General features: G+C 61.9%; 17 protein-coding genes. 5 read left to right on the forward strand and 12 right to left on the reverse strand.

Features of this window, described 5'->3' with window-relative positions; all coding sequences use genetic code 11:
• Positions 1–21: 21 nt before the first annotated feature.
• The 4 genes from comJ to tssI form a co-directional block, all read right to left on the reverse strand.
• Positions 22–501: a competence protein ComJ gene (gene comJ / locus B0E42_RS19280; protein WP_077507073.1), complete on the reverse strand. Its 480-nt coding sequence runs from the start codon at positions 499–501 to the stop codon at positions 22–24.
• A complete protein-coding gene (locus tag B0E42_RS19285; RefSeq protein WP_077507074.1) occupies positions 501–4,871 on the reverse strand; it encodes an RHS repeat-associated core domain-containing protein in 4,371 nt (1,456 codons plus the stop codon). Before B0E42_RS19285 ends, comJ begins: the two co-directional genes overlap by 1 nt.
• Positions 4,872–5,109: 238 nt before the next feature.
• Positions 5,110–5,544, reverse strand: a complete 435-nt coding sequence (locus B0E42_RS19290) for a DcrB-related protein (protein WP_077507075.1) — start codon at positions 5,542–5,544, stop codon at positions 5,110–5,112.
• 18 nt (positions 5,545–5,562) lie between these two features.
• On the reverse strand, positions 5,563–7,494 hold the full coding sequence (gene tssI, locus B0E42_RS19295; protein ID WP_053183084.1) for a type VI secretion system tip protein TssI/VgrG: 1,932 nt from the start codon (positions 7,492–7,494) through the stop codon (positions 5,563–5,565).
• A 275-nt stretch (positions 7,495–7,769) separates the two neighbouring features.
• Here tssI and B0E42_RS19300 point away from each other — a divergent pair, with 275 nt between their 5' ends.
• The 5 genes from B0E42_RS19300 to B0E42_RS19320 all read left to right on the forward strand — a co-directional run bounded on the left by B0E42_RS19300 (position 7,770) and on the right by B0E42_RS19320 (position 10,677).
• A complete protein-coding gene (locus B0E42_RS19300) occupies positions 7,770–8,204 on the forward strand; it encodes a DUF1795 domain-containing protein (RefSeq protein WP_018611730.1) in 435 nt (144 codons plus the stop codon).
• 54 nt (positions 8,205–8,258) lie between these two features.
• A complete protein-coding gene (locus tag B0E42_RS19305; RefSeq protein ID WP_077507076.1) occupies positions 8,259–9,554 on the forward strand; it encodes a PAAR domain-containing protein in 1,296 nt (431 codons plus the stop codon).
• Positions 9,551–10,084, forward strand: a complete 534-nt coding sequence (locus tag B0E42_RS19310) for a hypothetical protein (protein ID WP_077507077.1) — start codon at positions 9,551–9,553, stop codon at positions 10,082–10,084. The genes B0E42_RS19305 and B0E42_RS19310 overlap by 4 nt, the downstream gene beginning before the upstream one ends.
• 66 nt (positions 10,085–10,150) lie before the next feature.
• A complete protein-coding gene (locus tag B0E42_RS19315; RefSeq protein WP_256578326.1) occupies positions 10,151–10,417 on the forward strand; it encodes a hypothetical protein in 267 nt (88 codons plus the stop codon).
• Positions 10,414–10,677, forward strand: coding sequence for a hypothetical protein (locus B0E42_RS19320; RefSeq protein ID WP_018611737.1), 264 nt, complete (start codon positions 10,414–10,416; stop codon positions 10,675–10,677). The genes B0E42_RS19315 and B0E42_RS19320 overlap by 4 nt, the downstream gene beginning before the upstream one ends.
• Positions 10,678–10,884: 207 nt before the next feature.
• Here the strand turns inward: B0E42_RS19320 and B0E42_RS19325 are convergent, their stop codons facing one another.
• The 8 genes from B0E42_RS19325 to B0E42_RS19360 all read right to left on the reverse strand — a co-directional run bounded on the left by B0E42_RS19325 (position 10,885) and on the right by B0E42_RS19360 (position 20,525).
• Positions 10,885–12,825, reverse strand: a complete 1,941-nt coding sequence (locus tag B0E42_RS19325; RefSeq protein ID WP_077507079.1) for a type VI secretion system tip protein VgrG — start codon at positions 12,823–12,825, stop codon at positions 10,885–10,887.
• 170 nt (positions 12,826–12,995) lie between these two features.
• Complete coding sequence (gene tssH, locus B0E42_RS19330) at positions 12,996–15,686, reverse strand: type VI secretion system ATPase TssH (RefSeq protein WP_018611742.1); 2,691 nt, start codon at positions 15,684–15,686, stop codon at positions 12,996–12,998.
• Positions 15,679–16,728: a type VI secretion system baseplate subunit TssG gene (gene tssG, locus B0E42_RS19335; RefSeq protein WP_018611744.1), complete on the reverse strand. Its 1,050-nt coding sequence runs from the start codon at positions 16,726–16,728 to the stop codon at positions 15,679–15,681. The genes tssH and tssG overlap by 8 nt, the downstream gene beginning before the upstream one ends.
• Positions 16,692–18,551: a type VI secretion system baseplate subunit TssF gene (gene tssF, locus B0E42_RS19340; protein ID WP_018611745.1), complete on the reverse strand. Its 1,860-nt coding sequence runs from the start codon at positions 18,549–18,551 to the stop codon at positions 16,692–16,694. The genes tssG and tssF overlap by 37 nt, the downstream gene beginning before the upstream one ends.
• On the reverse strand, positions 18,548–19,060 hold the full coding sequence (gene tssE, locus B0E42_RS19345; protein WP_018611748.1) for a type VI secretion system baseplate subunit TssE: 513 nt from the start codon (positions 19,058–19,060) through the stop codon (positions 18,548–18,550). The genes tssF and tssE overlap by 4 nt, the downstream gene beginning before the upstream one ends.
• Positions 19,054–19,503, reverse strand: coding sequence for a hypothetical protein (locus B0E42_RS19350; protein WP_018611750.1), 450 nt, complete (start codon positions 19,501–19,503; stop codon positions 19,054–19,056). Before B0E42_RS19350 ends, tssE begins: the two co-directional genes overlap by 7 nt.
• Complete coding sequence (locus B0E42_RS19355; protein ID WP_018611753.1) at positions 19,500–19,955, reverse strand: type VI secretion system amidase effector protein Tae4; 456 nt, start codon at positions 19,953–19,955, stop codon at positions 19,500–19,502. The genes B0E42_RS19350 and B0E42_RS19355 overlap by 4 nt, the downstream gene beginning before the upstream one ends.
• 81 nt (positions 19,956–20,036) lie before the next feature.
• Positions 20,037–20,525 carry a type VI secretion system tube protein Hcp gene (locus tag B0E42_RS19360; RefSeq protein ID WP_018611756.1) on the reverse strand — a complete coding sequence of 163 codons (489 nt, stop codon included), beginning with the start codon at positions 20,523–20,525 and terminating at the stop codon, positions 20,037–20,039.
• Between the last annotated feature and the right edge of the window lie 202 nt (positions 20,526–20,727).

Consider the following 20,727-nt stretch of genomic DNA (forward strand, 5'->3'; position numbering starts at 1 on the left):
TGCTGCGGGAGAGACGATTCGTTAATGAAATCCCTCGAGCAATGCCTTGTCTTTTTCTCCGCCCCAAGGATCATCCAGCAGATATCTTGCAGGCACTCGGCTGTCCGACGGGACCAGCGTGATTTTGTAGAAAATCTCTTCGCCCTCGCATACCTCGAAGTACAACGCATAGTCGCGTTTCTCTAAATCAAGTTCGACCTTGAATTTTTCCGCTGCAGAGGCGATTTCCACGTGGCTGGGATCGGTGATATGGAAGGGCACGACGATGCAGCGCTGGGCGGTGGGGTCGAGGTTGAAGCTGTCTTCCAGTTTCAGATGGACGTTCGCACCGAAAGCGTCTTCAGGTAGGGGGTCGAATACAACATAGTCGCTATGAATTATTGCGCCTTGCTCCAGATTAATCTTGCCCCACTGGCTCGAGGTTTCGTCGAAGGGGCGTGAGCGGAATTGGATTTGGCTATGAGATATCAATAGATCCACAGATTGAGCGGTGTTTTTCATCAGTAAACCTCGATTTTAACTCTGGTCCCATTGGGCAGGTCGGACAGGACATTGCCGATGCTCGAGCCGGCCCCCCGATTGTCGCTAGGATCGATGTATTTGACGCTGGCGCCGGTACCACCTTCCTTGAACATTGCCATCGGCCATTCGTCCCGATCCTTGCCTGTTTTGGTCTTAATATCTTTCAAGCTAAGTTTGCGATTGAGCTTAGCGGTGTCACGTTGAATGGTCACGATGTAGGGATGCCCCTTCTTGATTGCGCCATCGATATGCCCAAACGTCTGCGGATACTCTGATCGCTTCAATCGCAGCTTGTAGTCGTACTGTTTCGATCGGGCCTTGGTCAGCGTACAGCCGGCGAGACCTAGGGGATCCATCCAAGTGAACGGATTTAGGACAAACGCGTAAAGATTGAATCCTCCTGCCAACCCAATAGGGTCTGGGGTCGTGAATCGGCCGACGTCCGGATCGTATTGGCGGAACAGGTTGTAATGTAAACCTGTTTCTCGATCCAGATACTGCCCTTGGAACCGCAAATTCTGCTCTTCGATGTAATACGGCTCGCGCACTTCCTCCAGCGTATTGCCCCACACCCGATACGTAGCCTGCCAAACGTTGTGCCCGTCGGCTTCGGTGAGTTGTTCCGGCAGGCCGTTGAGGTCGTTGTGGTAGTAGCGGACCTTTTGCAAGGGGCCGCTGCCGTCTACCCGGGCCAGGGGTTCGTAGCCGTCGTCTTCGTAGAGGTACAGGCTGGTTTGCTGGTGGCGGTGCTCCTGCAACAGGCGCAGGCCATCCCAGGTGAAGCGGGTTTCGCCCAGCGGGTAACCATTGCTGTCGTGTTCGGTCTTGGCGATGCGCCGGCCCAGCGGGTCGTAGGCCATTTTCACCACGCTGCCGTTGCCGTTGCGCACCTCGATCAAGCGGCTTTCAGCGTCATAGGCAAAGTGCTGCACGCCGCGTTTGGCGCTGCGTTTTTCGATCATCCGGCCGAAGGCGTCGTAGCGGTAGCGCTTGTCCTGGTAGGTCAGCAGTTTGTTGTGCACCACCAATCCGGCGCCGGGCGCTGGGCCGTCCAGCAGGTTGGCGGCGGCGTCGTAGGTGAAGGTCTCGCGCTGGCCGTGCAGGCTGTCCTGGCTGGCGATAATGCGGCCGGTGGCGTCGTAGTGCAGGAGCTGGCGCTGTTGTGCGGCGGGTTGCTGGTCGAGTTTGCCGATGAGGTTGTCGGCGGGGTCGTACTCGAAGTGTTTTTGCACCGCCGCCGGCAACAGCGAGGGTTGGCTACTGTGACGGCGTTGCCGTGTGCGCAGGCGGCCGCTGCGGTCGTATTCGCTGCGGGTGTTGATCTGCCCTTGGGTGCGCAGCACTTCGCGGTGCAGGCGGTCGCGTTCGAAGTCGCTGATGACCTGGCCGTCGAGGTTGATCTGGTGCAGGTGGCCGCTGCCGTAGTACAGGCGGTTGACCCAGCGGCCATCGGGCAGTTGGGTCTGGATCAGGTTGCCGAGTTCGTCGTAGTGGTGTTGCAGGCTGCCGGCGGCGCTGTTTTCGGCGAGCAACTGGCCGAGGGCGTCGTAGGCGAAGCTCAGGGTTTGCGCGTTGCCTTGCAGGTCGGTGAAGGTGACGGCGGTGAGCTGGTCCAGTGGGTCGTAGCTGTATTCGGTGCGGCCATCGTCGGTGACTTTGGCGATCAGCCGGCCCACGGCGTCGCGTTCCAGGCGATGGACGATGGGCGCCGGCGATGTTTCGGGAATGAGCGCCAGGCCCGTGCCGTACGGCGCAGGCATCGCCGTCACCGCCGCGACGTTGTCTAGGCGGTCGTAGTCGTAGCGCTTGGCACTGCCATCCAGGTCTTGTTGTTCGCTTAACCGATCCCCAGCATCCCAAGCAAACCGGTAGCTCTCGCCATTCTCGTTGGTCAGCGCTTGCAGCCGGCCGAAGCTGTCGTAGGCGAACTGCACCTGCCGGCCCTGGGCGTCGGTGCGTTGGCGGACCTGGCCGCGGCGGTTGTGTTGGTAAAGCGTGGTGTGCCCGGCCGGGTCGGTGTAGCCGGTGAGTTGGCCGGCGGTGTCGCGCTGGTAGTGTTCGGTGCGGCCGTCCGGCAATTGGCTGCTGAGCAGACGCCCCTGGGCGTCGTAGCTGAATTGGGTGCGCTCGCCGAGGGCGTCGGTGATGGTTTGCAGGTAACCGCGCGCGTCGTAGCTGAAGCGCGTCGGGTAACCCGAGCAATCGACGTGTTCCACCAATTGGCCGAACGGGTTCCAGCGCAGCTTTTTGCTTTTGCCGGTGGCGTCGATGATCTCCACGACTTGGCCATGGGTGTCGTAGCGGTAGCGGGTGATGTGGCCCAGCGGGTCGGTTTCCGCCGCGCAGTTGCCGCGTTGATCGTAGCGGTATTTCCAGCTGTGGCCGGCGGCGTCGGTGTCCACCAGCGGCAGGGCCCAGTGTTCGAGCCATAACGTCGAACCGCTGCGGCCCAACGGGTCGGTTTCGCTGAGCAGGTTGCCGGCTTCGTCGTAGCTGAATGCGTACTGGCCGCCCTGTGGATCGGTGGCGCTGAGCAACTGGCGCTCATCATTCCATTCGAACAGCCACGTCTGAGCGAGGTTGTCAGTGAACTGGGTGATCTGGTGCTGGCTGTTCCAGCGCCGGGTGCTGACGCGTTGCAGGCTGTCGCTGATGCGGGTGATGCCAGCCTTGAGGTCATAGTCGAACTGGTAGGCGTCGCCTTCGTCGGTCCAGTGCCGGACCACGCGCCATTCCTGGTCGTCGATCAGGGCCCATTCGTAGAAGCAGTGCAGGCCGCTGGGCAACTGGTGCTCGACCATCCGTTGCCCGGCGTCGTAGCTGAAGCGCCGTTGCACCTGGCCGGTGGCGTCGCGCACTTCGGCGAGGGTGTTCGCCGCGTCGTAGGCGTAGCTGACCAGCACTTCCCGCGATTGGTCGGGGTAGAGGCGCTCGATGTGGGTGACGCGTTCGCCTGCGCGGATCAGCTCGACTTGCACCAGGTCGAAGGTGTCGCGCAGCCGCACCAGGCGTCCGGCGGCGTCGTAGTCGAGGTGGATGCGGTTGTCGTTGCGGTCACCCAGCTGGCTCAGGCGCAGGTGTGATGGGTTGGCGGGCGAAGGTTCGAACAAACGGTACAGGCCGTCGTCGCTTTCGATCAGCAATTGCCCGTTCACATGGCGGCGCACGGCCAGGCCTTCGCCGGCGCTGAACACCGCGCCGCCCAACGGGATGGAGCCCATGTCGATGGGCCGGCCTTGTTCGTCGGTGTAGACCAGGGTTTCGCCGCCCTCGGGGTGGGGCTGGATTTCCACTTGGACTTCGTAGGCCACGCTCCAGCCGGTACCGAACAGGCTGTCGCGGCGTTCGTCGCGGCTGTTGTAGACGCGTTGCCAGTCAATCGGCAGGATGCCGGGCAAGACGAAATCCAGTTCCTCGTCACCGCCCAATACTTTGGCGCCTGTGGCGGCATGCACCGGGTTCGACGAACCCAGGGCGGCGTTGGCGGCTGCGTTCGCCGCGCTGCTGACGGCCATGGACACCGCGCCGCCCACCAGCATGCACGGCAGCTTGCTGAAGAACTTGCCTTTGCCGCCCTTGAGCATCAGCAACGCGGTGACCGCCAGGCCTACGCCCGGGGTCTTGCCGCTGCGGATCTCGCGCACCACCACCGAACCGCCGCCAATGGTCACGTTGGGCGAAATCAGCCCGGCCGACACCACGGTCGCGTCGCAGGTGCTGCGGTCGCCGCTGCGCACGGCGGGCTGGCCGTTGATGGTGACCTTGTCCGAACCTTCGGCCATGAACTGCGGCGGCATCGGTGGATGCTTGGTGCAGATCACCAGGTCTTCCGGCTTGGGCACGGCGCCGGGGGCGGGTGTTGCGACGGTGGGGCGCCACATTTGCGAGAAGAAATTCCCGGCCATGTCCAGGTAGCTGGGCTCTTCTTCAGGCTCGGGGGCTTCAAGCTCGGTGCCGGCCGGGGCGACATGGGATTCAATCGCCCCGGCGGCGCGGGCCGCGGGGATATTATTGGTGAGGGTGTCCTTGGAGCCGGTGAGGATGTTGGCCTGCACCGTGGGCGGAAAGAGGGCGTTGCCGATGCCCTCGCATATATTGCTCAGGCCTTTGTCGGCCCCGGTCTTGCTCATGGCCAGGCCGACGATGGTGCCCACCACCAGGCCCAGGACGAAGCAACCCAGGCCGCCGGTGACCACGGTGATGCCCGTGGCCGCGACCACGGCGGCGGTCGCCAGGGCGGTGATCGCGATGTTGGCCGCCACCTCCAATACGCCGCCAAGGATGTCGGCCATCATCGAGGTGTGGTTGAGTGCATCGCCCAGGCGGGCGGCCCAGAGCGCGTCAGACATTCAGGGTGCTCAGGTGGCTGATGACAGTGTGTTCAAGCAATTTGATGCCTTCCATTGCGCCTGTTGTCCTTGTGGGTTACGGCATGCTCGTTAATGCCATTTTCAGGCGCTTGATCCGCTTCGGTTTGTCCCTGTGGGAGCGAGCTTGCTCGCGATGACGTCTGACCAGTCAACATCACTAGCGTCTGACCCACCGCTATCGCGAGCAGGCTCGCTCCCACAGGGATGGGGGTGGTTGTCAGGGTTGGGTGTCGAACACCAGCGAGCCCTTGATCGTCGCCCAATGCGCCGCTTCGGCATCGCCCAGTTTTTCGGCTTTCACATAGCTCAGGGCAAGCATCTTGCGGGTGCCGGGCAGTACCAGTGCGAGCTGATATTGGAAGACCTTTTCGTTGCCCTTGTTGAACTGGCTGCGCAGTTCGATGGCTTCGACTTCCTGGTTGGCGCCCACGCGCAGGCTGGCGCCCGGTTGGCAGCGCAGTTGCTGGACCTGTTTTTCCAGGCGCTTGAGCTGGTCGTCGAGGTTGCTTTGCAGGGTCTCGCCCTCGGCCAGCAAGCTGCGGCTGACGATCAAGGAGGTGCCCAGTTCGGGGAACTTGAGGATGTTGATTGTCGCGTCCAGCAATTCGCTGGGCGGCAGCTGGAACTGGAATTCATTGAGGCGGTAAGTCATGGCGCAAAAATCTCGAGGTTAGCCCTTGGGGAACGCGGCGCTGATGTTGGCATCGATGCTGCCCTTGACGCCCTGGCCGTCCGGCGTGGCACCGGGGCCGCCGCCGTTGTTCAGGTGCAGCACGCCGCCGGTGTTGAACTCGGCATCGCCGCTGGCGTAGAAGCTGATCTGCACGCCGGTCAGGTTGATCTGGCCGCTGGCGTTGAGCTCCAGGATGCTTTCACCGCACACCAGGCGCAGGTTCTCGCCCACTTCGATGACGTAGCTCTGGCTGATGCTGTCGGTCTTGCGCTGGCCCACCGAGAGGATGTCTTCCTGCTTGACGATGCGCAGGCGGTTGTTGCCGATGGTCACCGTCTCGTTGTGGCCGATGCTCTTGTTGCGGTCATGGCCCACCGAGTGGCTTTCATCTACCTCGACCACGATGTCCTGGTTGCGCTCGGCATGGATGTACAACTGCTCGGCGCCTTTCTTGTCTTCCATGCGGATTTCGTTGAAGTTCGCCGGCGTGCCGCCCTTGCTCGAACGGCTTTTCATGCCGCTCTGGGTCGCGTTATCGGGCAGGTCGTAGGGCACGGTCTGTTCGGCGTTGTACACGCGGCCGGTGATGATCGGCCTGTCGGGATCCCCTTCAAGGAAACTGACGATCACTTCCTGACCGATGCGCGGGATCTGCATCGAGCCCCAGTTTTTCCCGGCCCAGGATTGCGACACCCGAATCCAGCACGAGCTGTTTTCGTTGGATTGGTCGTGTCGGTCCCAGTAGAAGTGCACCTTCACCCGGCCGAATTGGTCGGTCCAGATTTCCTCACCTTTGGGGCCGACCACCAACGCGGTTTGCGGGCCTTTGACGATGGGGCGGTGGGTAGTCGCCAGCGGACGATAACTCTGCTGGGCGTCGATGCAGGTCAGGCTGCTTTCGAACTGCGCGGTCGGCGCGCCACCACCGGTTTCGCCGCTCTCCTGGGAGAGGTAGTAGCGAGCGCCGACGATCAGGTATTCGCGGTTCTGGTCCTGGCGGCTGAAGCCAGTGAGGCTGAACAGATGCCCCGAGCCCAGGCCCCGGGCGTTACCCGCCAATTCCACCTGTTCATGCAGGCTCTGCAAGGCTTCGATGCGGGTGCGGGCGTAGTGTTCGCCGTCCTGGCTCTGCACGTAAGTGCCGGGGTAGTCGTACAGCGGATAGTCGCCGGCGGTGTGTGGGCGTGGCATGGCCGAGCGCACGTCGATGCGCGCGCTGGGGCGCTGGAAATCGTAGTCGTTGAGTTCCAGCGAACCGGGCTGGACTTCTTGGGCCAGGTGCCAGTCGTGGATGTGGTCGCGCTCGCGCTGCTGCTCATTCTTCGGGTAGTACGGCACCGAACCGTAGCCAGGGGCCGTGGTATGCGCGCCATAGGCGTCGGCCAGCACCAACACATGCCGACCCTGCTCATGGCGGAAGAAGTAGTAGATCCCTTCCTGCTCCATCAGGCGGCTGACAAAGTCGAAACTGGTCTCGCGATACTGCACGCAGTATTCCCACTCGCGATAGGGGCGGCTCAAGGCGTCTTCGAAATCGGAAAAGCCCAGGTCGCGGAACACCTGCTTGATGATCTGCGGAATGGTGAGGTTCTGGAAAATTCGGCAATCGGAGGTGCGGGTCAACAGCCACAACCATGGACGCAAGGTGGCCTGGTAGCTGGCGAACTGGCCCTGGTCGACGTTCTGGCTGCAACGGGCGACGATGCCATGGAAATAGCGCTCGCCACCGCCATCGAGCTGCAGGCTCACGCACATGGGCTTGCCGAGCAACTGGTTGAGGTCGATGGCATTGTCCAGCGAGTGCAACTGCAACTCGTAGTTGAACAGTCGCCCCAGCTCTTCGCCACCGCCCATGTCTTTGAGCAACAGCACCTCAGGTCCCAGGGGGCTGGTGACCTTGGCCAGGCGTGAGGCTTGGTTGAATAACATCAATTATCCCTTGTTGATGCCTTGCATTCCTGTAGGAGCTGTCGAGCAACGCGAGGCTGCGATCTTTGCCCAGACCCTTGAGTCTAAAGCGAAAGATCAAAAGATCGCAGCCTTCGGCAGCTCCTACGGGGCGCTTGATAGCTAGAGTAGTGACGCTGATCGCATAATGTAGTGCCTTACGTGAGGCAGAGGAACCCGGTTCTTGATTGTTACCAGGCATTACTTGAATATCTGCTCCTTCGCGCGTCACCTCACGTCCATGGAAAGCGATTACTGTGACCTCTTACCGCATTCAAGAAGCCGATCTCGAAATCCCCGATACCTGGCAGGACCAGAGCATCAATATTTTCAAGCTGCCGGCAGTCGGTCCTGCTAAAGAAGCCAGTTTCGTCATCAGCCGCGATGCCAGCCAGGGCGACGCTCCTTTTGCCGAGTACGTGGACCGCCAACTCAAAAGCGCGGAGCAGCAACTGCCGGGCTTCAAGCTGGTGCAGCGCTGGGACACGGTGCTGCAGGGGCACACCACCACGTTGCTGGATTACACCTGGCAACGCGAGGGGCGCGACCTGATGCTGCGCCAGGTGTTCATCGAGCGTAAGCCCTCGGTGCTGATCACCACCTTGACCACGACACCGAATGATTTCACCTATCACGAGCCGGCCTGGAAGCTGGCGATGCATTCGTTCCAGCCACAGCCGCCGATTGTCTGAGCATCGACACGTCCCACTGAGCAGTCATACGAATCAGTAAGGTAGATGCGCGCAATGGATGCACAGGCAGCAGCACGTCTGGGTGACGAAATAGCCCACGGGTTCGGGTTGGCCGCGATGGTCGCCGGCGCCGTGGCCGGTGCCTTGATCGGTGCCGCGGTCGTTGCCGCGACTGTCGCCACGGGCGGCGTGGCGCTGGCGATCATGGCCGGCTCGATTGCGGCTGGCGGCTTGTCGATGTTCCAGATCGTCAAGGGCCTCTCCACCATCTTCAACCTGCCCGAGCCCACCACGGGGGCGTTGATAATGGGCAGCTTCAACGTCTACATCAACGACCGCAATGCCATGCGGGCGGGCGAAGATACGTCATCTTCCTGCACCGGGTTGCCGATGAACCACCCGATCTGGCCCTTCCCGGTGCTGATCGCCGAAGGCAGCGCCACGGTCTTCATCAACGGCAAACCGGCGGCGCGCTTGCACAGCAAAATGGTTTGCGGTGCGCACATCAAGAGCGGTAGCCCGAATACGTTCATCGGTGGGCCGACGGTGTCGGTGGCGTTTGTCTTGGACATCGAAGGCTGGATGCACACCGGGTTGGAAGCATTAGGATTATTGGCCATGGGGGGCGCGGCGATTCTCGCGGCCATGGCTGGCGTTGCCGCTCTGGTCGGTTTTGTGGTGATCGGCGGCACGATGATGGCTGGCATGGCGTTGCTGGGGGATTTGGGGGATCGCTTGGGGCCGGGTTACCGGGACCTGCTGCAGGGCGTCGCGGGAATGGCGCTTTTGGGCCTGGGCCCGAAAATGGCAAAAATCGGTACGGCGCCCAAACCGCGCTCGGTGAGCTTCAAACCGGGCTACACGTCAGAGGATATCGCTGCGATACCCAAGTTAAGCCGGCCCAATCCTGCCGATTACCTTGAGGCCTCCTATATCGACAAGCACCTCAAAGTCTTTCAGGATGAGGGCGGTGCGTTTCTGTTTACCCCCGATGACATTGCCAACCCCATGTATGGAACCTTTAGCGACACTAAGTACGTCATGGCCAAGTCAGACCTGCACGGTGTGGTCGCCGAGTTTAAGAAAACCGGTGATCTTTCCATTCTGGAGACCGCTTTGGGTTATGAACCGGGCAGCTTCACCGGCAAGGAGATTTACATGATGAACCTGGAAAATCCCAAGGTTGTCATGCCCTCCGGTAACGAGCGCGGAGCGAACCCGTTATGGCGCCCTGGCGGCCTGACCCATCCCGGCGGTATGCGTGAAGCGGTATTGGATAAGGTGGCCATCCCACACAATAACGACATCAATTTCCTGCTCGCGAACCCGGATGTAGTGAGAATCCAATGAGTGCCACCTTAGATAACGTATTGCTGTTGGCCCTGGCCAATGATGAGCTGGATAAATTCCTTGTCGGCGAGCCGTTCTACTTCCAAGAAGCCCAGAACGATAACGAAGAGCCGCAGAACATCGTCGTGGCTTTCGATTTGCTGGTGCTGCGTTACTGGCAACAGACCCACGACCCCCAGCTTCCTGGGCGTTTCGTGGCGGCTTTGCTCAAGATTCTCGCGACTTATCCTGATCGTAATCGGGCGATTTATGTCGCCGCGGTGTGGGTCTGGTACTACCGGTTTTGCCTGAGCAAAAAGCAAGCACAACCCGAGGGGCTCTATGCCGACCTGTTCGAGGTTGATATGGGGGCTGTGGCGCTGGCCCTCCAGCGCCAGCTTGAGCTCAACAAGGCTGAGCTCGTCCAGGACACGCGGTGGGCGGGCGGTACTTGGAACAGCCAGAACGGTCTGTGGGGGCCGCTGATGCGCACCGCCCTGGTTGTCCGGGATAAGCTGGGCGGCCCTGACTTTGTGCCGGCCAATCTCTGAGTGATTGATGGTGTGTTGAAGGCCTACGTGGAAAGAGCCGACGGTGACTCGATTGGTGTTCGAATCATGGATAACGCGCTGGATTCTTCCCTGCGCGCTATCGGGTTTTCGAATGCGGCAGAGAAAGATGTCTACGTTTTGCAGGTCGCGGATAACAAGCAGAAGGCTAAGGTATTCGATGAACTGCGTTCATTGGGCGTGGCCTTTTCGGCGGGCAAGGAATGGTGCCCCTGCGAAGTGTTCGAATATCTTCGTGACGAGCAACTGCTGAGCGGCAAGTACTTGCGAGTCGCGTGGACGCAGCCTGGTCAATATCGGCTTACGAACGAGTGAAATTTCAAGATGCCTTGGTCCACCGCGAACATAGGTTCTGTGTGGGGACCGAACTGGACTCGGGTCGATTCTACGTCTGCATACCGGTCAGCAACGGCATGGTCGATTACGAGGAATACTATGCAATCGACCGTGCAACCTTTGAGCTGTTCAGGCGTGACCCGGATGCCGCGCTGCCGTTTGTGGCGCGTTGCAGAAAGCGCGAGCTGGACGAGTTGTTGATTGTCCCGCCGGGAACGAATCGCGGCACGGCCATCTGATCGTCGAAAGGGCTGCTGAGGCTGTAATGCTGCTCACTTTGAGGCTGTAGATAGACCCCGTGGCGAGGGAGCTTGCTCCCGCTGGGCTGCGCAGCAGCTCCTTTTGTGAGCGCTTCGCACTGGAGCGCCAGCCCGGTCAAGCGGGAGCAAGCTCCCTCGCCACGGGTTCATCTGCTTTCTTGAGTGAACAGCGTTCTGCCATGAACCTCAGCGTTTGGCCTTTGTCGGGAACAACGCTTTTACCGCCGCATCAATCACACCCTTGATGCCCTTGCCTTTGGCATCCACTTCGCTGGCGCCGCCGGAGTTGAGGTCCAGACGGCCGCCGGTGTCGATGTTGCCATTGCCACTGGCGTAGATGTTGAACGCGGTGCCCGAGATGTTGATCTCGCCACTGGCATTGAACTCCAGCACGCTTTTGCCGCACACCAGTCGAATCTGCGACCCCGCCTCCATGAGGTACTGGGTCGCGACGCTGTCGCTCTTGGTGCCGCCGACGACCAGGGCATCGTTGCGCTGCACCGCCCGCAGTCGGTCTTGGCCAATCCGTGCGGTTTCGTTGTGGCCGATGCTTTTGTTGCGGTCGTGGCCCACCGAATGGCTCTCGTCCACCTCGACCACGATGTCCTGGTTGCGCTCGGCGTGGATGTACAGCTGTTCGGCGCCTTTCTTGTCTTCCATGCGGATTTCGTTGAAATTCGCTGGCGTGCCGCCCTTGCTCGAACGGCTTTTGGTGCCGCTCTGAGTGGCATTGGCGGGCAACGCATAGGGCACGGTCTGTTCGGCGTTGTACACGCGACCGGTGACGATGGGCCGGTCCGGGTCGCCCTCAAGGAAGCTGACGATGACTTCCTGGCCGATGCGCGGGATCTGCACCGAGCCCCAATTCTTGCCGGCCCAAGCCTGCGACACCCGAATCCAGCACGAGCTGTTTTCGTTGGATTGGTCGTGACGGTCCCAGTAGAAATGCACCTTTACCCGGCCGAATTGGTCGGTCCAGATTTCCTCACCCTTGGGGCCGACCACCAACGCGGTTTGCGGGCCTTTGACGATGGGGCGGTGGGTAGTCGCCAGCGGGCGATAACTTTTCTGGGCGTCGAGGCAGGTCAGGCTGCTTTCGAACTGCGCGGTCGGCGCGCCACCGCCGGTTTCGCCGCTTTCCTGGGAAATGTAGTAGCGGGCGCCGACGATCAGGTATTCGCGGTTCTGGTCCTGGCGGCTGAAGCCGGTGAGGCTGAACAGATGCCCCGACCCCAGGCCCCGGGCGTTACCCGCCAGTTCCACCTGTTCGTGCAGGGTTTGCAAGGCTTCGATGCGGGTGCGGGCGTAGTGTTCGCCGTCGGCGCTTTGCACATAAGTGCCGGGGTAGTCGTACAGCGGATAGTCGCCAGCGGTATGCGGACGCGGCATGGCCGCACGCACATCAATGTGCGCACTCGGGCGCTGGAAATCGTAGTCGTTGAGTTCCAGGGAGCCGGGCTGGACTTCCTGGGCCAAGTGCCAATCATGAATATGATCGCGCTCGCGCTGCTGCTCATTTTTGGGGTAGTACGGCACCGAGCCGTAGCCGGGCGCTTGGGTGTGGGCGCCATAGGCATCGGCCAGCACCAGCACATGGCGGCCCTGCTCATGGCGGAAGAAGTAGTAGATCCCTTCCTGTTCCATCAAGCGGCTGACGAAATCGAAGCTGGTCTCGCGATACTGCACGCAGTATTCCCACTCGCGATAAGGCCGGCTCAGGGCGTCTTCGAAATCGGAAAAGCCCAGGTCGCGGAACACCTGCTTGATGATCTGCGGGATGGTGAGGTTCTGGAAAATCCGGCAATCGGAGGTGCGGGTCAACAGCCACAGCCACGGGCGCAAAGTGGCCTGGTAGCTGGCGAACTGGCCCTGGTCGACGTTCTGGCTGCAACGGGCGACGATGCCATGGAAATAGCGCTCACCACCGCCATCGAGCTGCAGGCTCACGCACATGGGCTTGCCGAGCAACTGGTTGAGGTCGATGGCGTTGTCCAGCGAGTGCAACTGCAACTCGTAGTTGAACAGCCGCCCCAATTCTTCACCGCCGCCCATGTCCTTGAGCAACAGCACCTCAGGTCCGAGGGGACTGGTGATCTTGGCCAGGCGGGTGGCTTGGTTGAATAACATCGAGGGTCTCGTGCAGGTGAATAGCTGAAGGAACGCAACCTACTGTGGGAGCGAGCCTGCTCGCGATAGCGGTGTGTCAGTCAACATTGATGTTGAATGTAACTCCGCTATCGCGAGCAGGCTCGCTCCCACAGGGTATCTTCCACAGGAGTGACTGTGTTCCTGTCAGGTCAGGCCGCGTCGCTGAAATCGTACTGCAATTCGTTATCCACGGCGCTGATCCGCACCCCGGCCAAAGCCTTGCCTTCGAGCATGCGGGTCAGGAACTCGCGGCTCATGTCCGGCAGGAGGCTGTTGGTCAGGATGGTGTCGATCATGCGCCCGCCGCTTTCAGTTTCGGTGCAACGCGAGACGATCAAATCGATCACTGCGTCGTCGTAGTCGAAGGCGACTTTGTGGGTGCTTTCCACGCGCTTCTTGATGCGGTTGAGTTGCAGGCGGGTGATGGCCTTGAGCATCTCGTCGCTGAGCGGGTAGTACGGGATCGTCACCAGGCGGCCCAGCAAGGCCGGCGGGAAAATTTCCAGCAGCGGTTGGCGCAGGGCCTTGGCGATTTCTTCCGGCTCGGGCACGTTCTGCGGGTCTTTGCAGACCTGGGCAATCAACTCGGTGCCGGCGTTGGTGGTCAGCAGGATCAAGGTGTTCTTGAAGTCGATCACCCGGCCTTCGCCGTCTTCCATCACGCCTTTGTCGAACACCTGGAAGAAGATCTCATGCACGTCCGGGTGCGCCTTCTCGACCTCATCCAGCAACACCACGCTGTACGGTTTGCGCCGCACGGCTTCGGTCAGCACGCCGCCTTCGCCATAACCGATGTAGCCCGGTGGCGCGCCCTTGAGGGTCGACACGGTGTGGGCTTCCTGGAACTCGCTCATGTTGATGGTGATGACGTTCTGCTCGCCGCCGTACATGGCTTCGGCCAGGGCCAGGGCGGTTTCGGTCTTGCCCACGCCGGAAGTGCCGGCAAGCATGAACACACCAATCGGCTTGCTCGGGTTGTCGAGGCCGGCGCGGGAGGTCTGGATGCGCTTGGCGATCATCTGCAGGGCATGGTCCTGGCCGATGATGCGTTTCTTCAGGTGCTGGTCGAGGTTGAGCACGGTTTCCAGTTCGTTGCGGGCCATGCGGCCCACCGGGATACCGGTCCAGTCGGCGACCACCGAGGCCACGGCCTGGTAATCCACGGTCGGCAGGATCAGCGGGGTTTCGCCTTGCAGGGCGGTCAGGCGCTGTTGCAGGTCCACCAGTTTCTCGCGCAGTTGGTGGCTTTCGTTGTCAGAAGCTTCGCTGTTGTCTTCGCTGTCCACCACGCCAACGCGTTCGCGCAAGGTGGCACGGGTGGCGAGCAGTTCGTCCACCAGGGTTTTCTCTTCGGCCCAGCGGCCTTCCAGCTCGGCCAGGCGTTCGCGCTCGGCGCTCAGCAGGCTTTCGCTGTGGGTCTGGCGAGTGCCGATGACCACGCCAATCGCGTGTTCACGGGCGATGATTTGCAGCTCGGTTTCCAGCGCTTCGATGCGCCGACGGCTGTCGTCCACTTCGGCCGGTACGGCGTGCAGGCTGATGGCGACGCGGGCGCAAGCGGTGTCCAGCAGGCTCACGGATTTGTCCGGCAGCTGGCGTGCGGGAATGTAGCGGTGGGACAGCTTGACCGAGGCTTCCAGGGCTTCGTCGAGGATCTGCACCTGGTGGTGTTTTTCCATGGTCGAGGCCACGCCGCGCATCATCAGCAGGGCCTTGTCTTCCGACGGCTCGGCCACTTGCACCACTTGGAAACGGCGGGTCAGGGCCGGGTCTTTTTCGATGTGCTTCTTGTACTCGGCCCAAGTCGTGGCGGCCACGGTGCGCAAGGTGCCACGGGCCAGTGCCGGTTTGAGCAGGTTGGCCGCGTCGCCCGTGCCGGCGGCGCCACCGGCACCCACCAGGGTGTGGGCTTCGTCGATGAACAGGATGATCGGCTTGGGCGAGGCCTGGACGTCTTCGATGACCTGGCGCAGGCGCTGTTCGAATTCACCTTTCATGCTCGCGCCGGCCTGCAACAGGCCCACGTCGAGGCTGCGCAGTTCCACGTCCTTGAGGGCCGGTGGTACGTCGCCGGCGACGATGCGCAGGGCAAAGCCTTCGACCACGGCGGTCTTGCCCACGCCGGCTTCACCGGTAAGGATCGGGTTGTTCTGCCGGCGGCGCATGAGGATGTCCACCAGTTGGCGGATCTCTTCGTCACGGCCGACGATCGGGTCGAGCTTGCCGCTGCGGGCCTGCTCGGTGAGGTCGACGGTAAAGCGCTTGAGGGCTTCCTGCTTGCCCATGGCGGCTGGGGCCATGGCGCCGCTGGCTTCGCCCGGCACCGCGCCGGCATTGAAGCCGTCGCTGGCGGTCAGGGCGTTTTCCGGCGAGTCGCCGACGTATTCGTCAAAGCGCTCGCTCAGGGCTTCGACCTTGACCTTGTCGAACTCCGACGACAGGCCCAGCAGCGCGTGGCGCAGGCTCGGGGTCTTGAGGATGCCCAGCACCAGGTAACCGGTGCGCACCTGGCTTTCGCCGAACATCAGGCTGCCGTAGACCCAGCCGCGTTCCACGGCTTCTTCGACGTGGGACGACAGGTCGGTGATGGACGTCGAACCCCGTGGCAGGCGGTCCAGGGCTTCGGTCAGGTCACGGGCCAGGCGTGCCGGCTCGATGTTGAACTGGCGGATGATGCGGTGCAGGTCCGAGTCCTGCAGTTGCAGCAACTGGTGAAACCAGTGGGCCAGTTCCACATAAGGGTTACCGCGCAACTTGCAGAACACGGTGGCGGCTTCGATGGCTTTGTAGGCCACGCTGTTGAGTTTGCCGAACAACGCGGCGCGACTGATTTCACCCATGCTCATGGCTCCTTGAGGTCTGTGAGGTGTTGGCCTGTTCGGCGTAATGCCGGGCCAGTATTAAATCGTTGGCATCTGTTTCGGGGCGGCCCAGCCAGGTGTTGAAACCCAGGCGGAAACGCCCATTGAGTTGCAGTGCCGGGACTTCGGGCTGTTCCAGGACCAGGTTCAGGTCCCAGTCCAGTTCATGGCCCAGGTATTCGGCGACCCAGGCCACCAGCTCGTTGAACGGTTGGCTGCCGGGCAGCATGCCCATGTAGTCAACGAGCTTGAGTGGCCCCAGGCGAATGCGGAATTTGTGCTGGCGATCCCACACGAAGCGGCCCAGGCAGAAGTCCACGCCCAGTTGGGCGTTGACACCGATTCGGCTGCGTTCGGGCAATTCCAGCCATTGGCCGACGTATTCTTCGATCTCCACCGGCAGGCCGAAGTACTCGCCGAGAATCGCCTTCAAACCGTCCGGGTAGCGGGTTTGCGCCGCCAGGTGGCCGCTGTAGTGCAGCTTCGCCGTGTCGGGGATCAGCCCCTGGTTGAGCAGGCTCGGCATGCCCCGACCGCTGAGTGCCGCCAGGCGCGCCGACCAATAGTCATCGTCCGGGCGGTCGTGGCTGACCGTCGGCCGCGCTTCGGCCCAGGCCCGATAAAACAGGCTGAGCAGGCGATGGTGAAACACATCGAGGAAGCGCTTGCTGGTGCTGTCGGCGTTGTTGCGCTGGCGTTCGCGCACGTATTCGGTGATGTGCAGCGGCATCGGGCCGTTGGGGCCGCCGAGGCCGAAGAAAAATTGCTCCAGGCGTGCCGGCGCACCGTCGCTGCCCGGTTGCACCGAGGCGAGGGTGGCCGGGGCGAAGGTGCAGTCGGCCCGTTGCCCGAGGCGCAGCGGGTCGTCGGCCAGGCGCAGGGAGTGGCCCAGGCGCGGCAGCTCGGGGGATTCGCACTCGATACGCCGCAACGCCTGGAAGAAATCGTATTCCCAGGGTTCCTGGTGCATCGCCTCCAGGGTACTCACAGGGTCGGACGACGTCCGGGCTTGGCTTTCCATCGCATGATCTCGCCGCGTTCGGTGGTACGGATCACCGTCTCGGTAAAACTGTTGATCGACACGTAGCGTGCCAGGAAGCGTTCGAACACCGCGCCGAGCAGGAACACCCCGGTGCCGCGAAACGCGTTTTCATCGAATTCCAGGGTGATTTCCAGGCCTCGACCAAATACGATCGGGCCGGGCATCGGCAAGCGCCGGGTGCAGGCTTTGCTGCTGACTTCGCGCAGGCCTTCGATCTGCAATTGCAGCGCCGCGTCGTTGCTGTCGCCGTACAGGCGCAGCAGTTCACGCAGGGCGGCCGCGCCTTGGCCTTGTTCGCTCAACGACAAGTAGTTCAGCGACAACTGGCTGATCAGTCGCCAGGCCTTGGCGTCGTGGGCATGGCTGGCCCGTGGACGACTGGGACCTGCCACGCAGCGCACTGCGCCCACCGGCGCACTGTCGGCGAGGGTGAAATCGGTCTTGCCGTTGCCCACGCTCATGAACAGCGGCAGGTCGCGGTTGGTGCACAACGCAGTCACACCGAGTTGGCGCAGGTCGTGACGGTACGGTGCTTGCTGGCTGTCCACCAGGCTGACGAAGGTTTCGCTGCCGATGTAGGTCGAGCGCGGGCCGTTGCGCCGTTGGTCGCTGGACAGCACGCGCGGTTCGCGCCGTACCGTGTAGTAGGCCTGGTCGCGGCCGTAGCGAGACGGATCGCGCACCGCGTAGAACGGCAGGAACGGCTGCTCCGGCCCGGTGCCGTGGCCGGTGAGGCCGTTCAGCGAATGCACTTCGAAATCCATCGGCCGGGTACGGTCGGCGATCACGTGGTGTTCGTTGACCCGATCCGACAAGTGAATGCGATCCAGGCGCTTGGGGAACAGGTTGATGGCCGGGGTGCAGAACGGCAGGAACTGCGAAGCGCCGACGCTGCCTTCCAGGCTCGGATCGTGACGGTCGAACAGCACGATCAGCTCCAGTTCCTGGCCGTCGCAACGCTTGACCGCGCGGCTAAGCTGGGTGAAGTCGACGAACAGGAAACGGTGGGGCAGGGCGAAGTATTCCTGCAACAGGCGATAGCCCTGGAAGGCTCGCGGCACCACCGGCAGCGCGGCGTCGGCATCGTCGAAGCCGCGCGAGCGCAACGCATCCTGTGGCAGCCGCTCCACCCAGTCGCCGCCGGGCTTGCGGGCGAACACCGCGCAGGCGTTGCTCAGCAGTTGTTCGTAGAGACGGAAGGGCTGTTCGTCGGCACCGCTCAAGTACAGCGGCAGGTTGTCCAGGGCCAGGCTGTTGAACGGCAGTTCGGCGCCGGTGCGCAGGGTCAGGCGCAGGCCGGCCTTGGCTTTCGGTTCGCTGGCGGCCAGACGCCCGAGCACGGCGGACGGGTTGCCGAAGTACTCGGCCTGGCTGACCTGCAACGGCCACAACGTCACCGCGTGGGCGGTGCGGTACTCGCAGCAGGTCTGGGTTTCACGCCCCAGGGCGGCACGCAGGACGGTATCGCGCGGCAGCGGGAAACCACTGCTCAGCGAGCCTTCGTCCGGGTCGGCCTGCAATTGCACCACGGTCATCGACGGCGTTGGCGCCAAGTAATGCGGGTAGGCGATTTCCAGCAGGTTGTGGGTGAAGGTCGGGTACTCGGCGTCGAGCTTGAGCTGCACCCGCGCCGTCAGGTAGGCGAAGCCCTCCAGCAGGCGCTCGACATACGGGTCGGCGCAGTCCATGCCGGACAACGTCAGCCGACTGGCGATCTTCGGGTATTCCTTGGCGAACTCCGCGGCGCTTTCGCGCACGTGGTGCAGTTCCTGGTTGTACAGCTCCAGCAGGCGGGGGTTCATGAGCGTCTCCGCTGGTCGGCGTTGACCACGCGCACATGGCCGGTTTCCAGGTCCAGGTCGGTTTGCAGCATCAGGCGCAGCGGCACTGGCTGGGCCCAGAGATCGCCTTCGATCTCGAAGCTCAGCGCGTTGTGGTTCATCTCGGCCGTCGCCCGGGCCCGCACTCGCAAGCTGTGGCGCAGGATCCGCGGTTCGAAGGTGGCAATGGCCTGGTGGATCAAGGTTTCCAGGGCCGAGACATCGACGTTCGACGCGCTGTTGCCGGCCAGTGCCGGCAGGCCGAAATTCACCACCGAGGTGCCTGCCGGGGTATGCAGCGTGGCATCGGCGCTGAGCAATGACGTGGTGTTGAGCAGCCACGCCAGGTCACGCAGCACCGAGGCTTTTAATTGGGTCAAGGAGAGCACGCGCTTGTCGGCGCTTTCCTTCGGGTTGGTCGGATCGTCGTCGGTCAACCGGTCCAATAGGGAGGGTTGGAGGCGATCACGGGTGGCGATTTCGGTTACCAAGTGAAAAGGCCTGTGTAATTCTTCTGGTCACCTGTGCCGCGCATGCAACTGGCGTTGCGCGCGATAACCGAGGGTTCGAGCTGCCCATTGATCTGGCGCACGGCGCGGTACTCGGAGCGACATTCCTGATTGTTATGGGGGCCAGCAGATACGTGGACAACGATGACAATAGGCACCCTACCGAAGGTCTCGACGTGGGGTTTGCCTTGTCGATCGACCGTGAACTGGCAGGGCCAAGCCAAGTCGAGTGGCATCAGGGTCTGGTCGGGCTTGCGCAACACGCAGCGCGCCTGGTCGTTTTCCAGCCTCAACGTTTGCCCGCCCATCGAGACGACCTGTTCCACCGCTACGGAGGCCGTTGTCGACGGGGATTGCTGTTGGGCACAGGCGGTCAGGCTGGTCAACAGGCAGCCTACCCATATCGCGCAGTGAGTCTTGATCATACGAGTTCCCAGAACCAGATCGCTCGGGATCGATAGCCCGGATCGTCATACCCGAGGGTTAGGCCACGGTTCCAGAGGTCGATATGATCGCCGGTGCGACCTTCCGAGGCCTCTCCCACTTGCTGGAAACAATCCTTGAAGAAAATCAGGCCAGTCTTGTCTTGAAGCTTGCGCCGGTCCGCGGCAGTTCCGCCGAGGATCAACGGGCGACCCAGATGATGTTTCCACAGCCAATTTGCCAATGACTCGGCCCCTCGTGCATGCCCATGGGCGCACTTGGGTTCGGTGTAGGTGGACTTGTTGACTTTGACGGTCAGCTCGGTATTGAGCGTGATGCTCATGCGAATCGCGCATTGGTTTGCCCAATGACCGTCGCAAGGTTTCGCGTCGGGATAGGTCACCAGCAAATCGGAATAGGCTTTCCACAAATTGATAAACGAAGGCTTGGCCATGGCTCAGACACCGGAAGGGAAAGGATTGGTTGCGAGCAAGCACCAAACACCCCCGGCGCGTGGCACCGGGGGCGTGTTCGATTACACCTTGATGTTCTGACGGATGTTCCAGCCGAACTTGACCGGACCGCCTTCCTTGGTGCCGTCGGCTTTCTGTGGCTGGTAGTCCACCAGCACCTTGGCGAAGTTCAGGGTGACGTTTTCGGTCAGGCGATCATCGCCGCCCGAACCGCCGGTGCTCAGGGACGTAACCAGCACTTCTTCCAGGTTGATGATCATGTACTCGACCTGGCTTTCACCGCCGGCCTTGCGCACGGTCAGCTTGACCTTGTCGATGTGCTTGCCGCTGGCGCAGTGCATCATCAGGTTCGGCGACGCCTTGTCGACGTACTTGGTCAGGGACAGGTCCTGGACGTTGACCTTGCCCGCACCACCGCCGCTGCCCACGTGCATGTTGCCGGACTGGGACATGCCCCAGCTCCAGTTCAGGACATCGATCTCGTCCTTGTGGGCCTTGTCCATGGACTCGCCCTTGATGTCGCCAATCTTGATGAAAATATCAACAGCCATGTTTTCTCCCTGTGTGGTCTCTACCACATTGTTTGGTTGACGCTGACCTTGCGAAATCTGTTTTGCCGAGCGGAACTAAGGTGATCTTCAAACCTCTGGAGATCTCTTGTGGGAGCGAGCCTGCTCGCGATGGCGGCGTGTCAGGCAACGCAGGTGGCGACTGATCCACCGCTATCGCGAGCAGGCTCGCTCCCACATTTCT

The sequence above is a fragment of the Pseudomonas sp. A25(2017) genome, from assembly GCF_002001065.1.
GTDB classification, from domain to species: domain Bacteria; phylum Pseudomonadota; class Gammaproteobacteria; order Pseudomonadales; family Pseudomonadaceae; genus Aquipseudomonas; species Aquipseudomonas kilonensis.

Excerpts from the sequence above, each read along its gene's own strand:
- comJ (WP_077507073.1), bottom strand. The coding sequence starts at position 501 with ATGAAAAACACCGCTCAATCTGTGGATCTATTGATATCTCATAGCCAA.
- B0E42_RS19285 (WP_077507074.1), bottom strand. The coding sequence starts at position 4,871 with ATGTCTGACGCGCTCTGGGCCGCCCGCCTGGGCGATGCACTCAACCAC.
- B0E42_RS19290 (WP_077507075.1), bottom strand. The coding sequence starts at position 5,544 with ATGACTTACCGCCTCAATGAATTCCAGTTCCAGCTGCCGCCCAGCGAA.
- tssI (WP_053183084.1), bottom strand. The coding sequence starts at position 7,494 with ATGTTATTCAACCAAGCCTCACGCCTGGCCAAGGTCACCAGCCCCCTG.
- B0E42_RS19305 (WP_077507076.1), top strand. The coding sequence starts at position 8,259 with ATGGATGCACAGGCAGCAGCACGTCTGGGTGACGAAATAGCCCACGGG.
- B0E42_RS19310 (WP_077507077.1), top strand. The coding sequence starts at position 9,551 with ATGAGTGCCACCTTAGATAACGTATTGCTGTTGGCCCTGGCCAATGAT.
- B0E42_RS19315 (WP_256578326.1), top strand. The coding sequence starts at position 10,151 with ATGGATAACGCGCTGGATTCTTCCCTGCGCGCTATCGGGTTTTCGAAT.
- B0E42_RS19325 (WP_077507079.1), bottom strand. The coding sequence starts at position 12,825 with ATGTTATTCAACCAAGCCACCCGCCTGGCCAAGATCACCAGTCCCCTC.
- tssH (WP_018611742.1), bottom strand. The coding sequence starts at position 15,686 with ATGGGTGAAATCAGTCGCGCCGCGTTGTTCGGCAAACTCAACAGCGTG.
- tssG (WP_018611744.1), bottom strand. The coding sequence starts at position 16,728 with ATGGAAAGCCAAGCCCGGACGTCGTCCGACCCTGTGAGTACCCTGGAG.
- tssF (WP_018611745.1), bottom strand. The coding sequence starts at position 18,551 with ATGAACCCCCGCCTGCTGGAGCTGTACAACCAGGAACTGCACCACGTG.
- B0E42_RS19350 (WP_018611750.1), bottom strand. The coding sequence starts at position 19,503 with ATGATCAAGACTCACTGCGCGATATGGGTAGGCTGCCTGTTGACCAGC.
- B0E42_RS19355 (WP_018611753.1), bottom strand. The coding sequence starts at position 19,955 with ATGGCCAAGCCTTCGTTTATCAATTTGTGGAAAGCCTATTCCGATTTG.
- B0E42_RS19360 (WP_018611756.1), bottom strand. The coding sequence starts at position 20,525 with ATGGCTGTTGATATTTTCATCAAGATTGGCGACATCAAGGGCGAGTCC.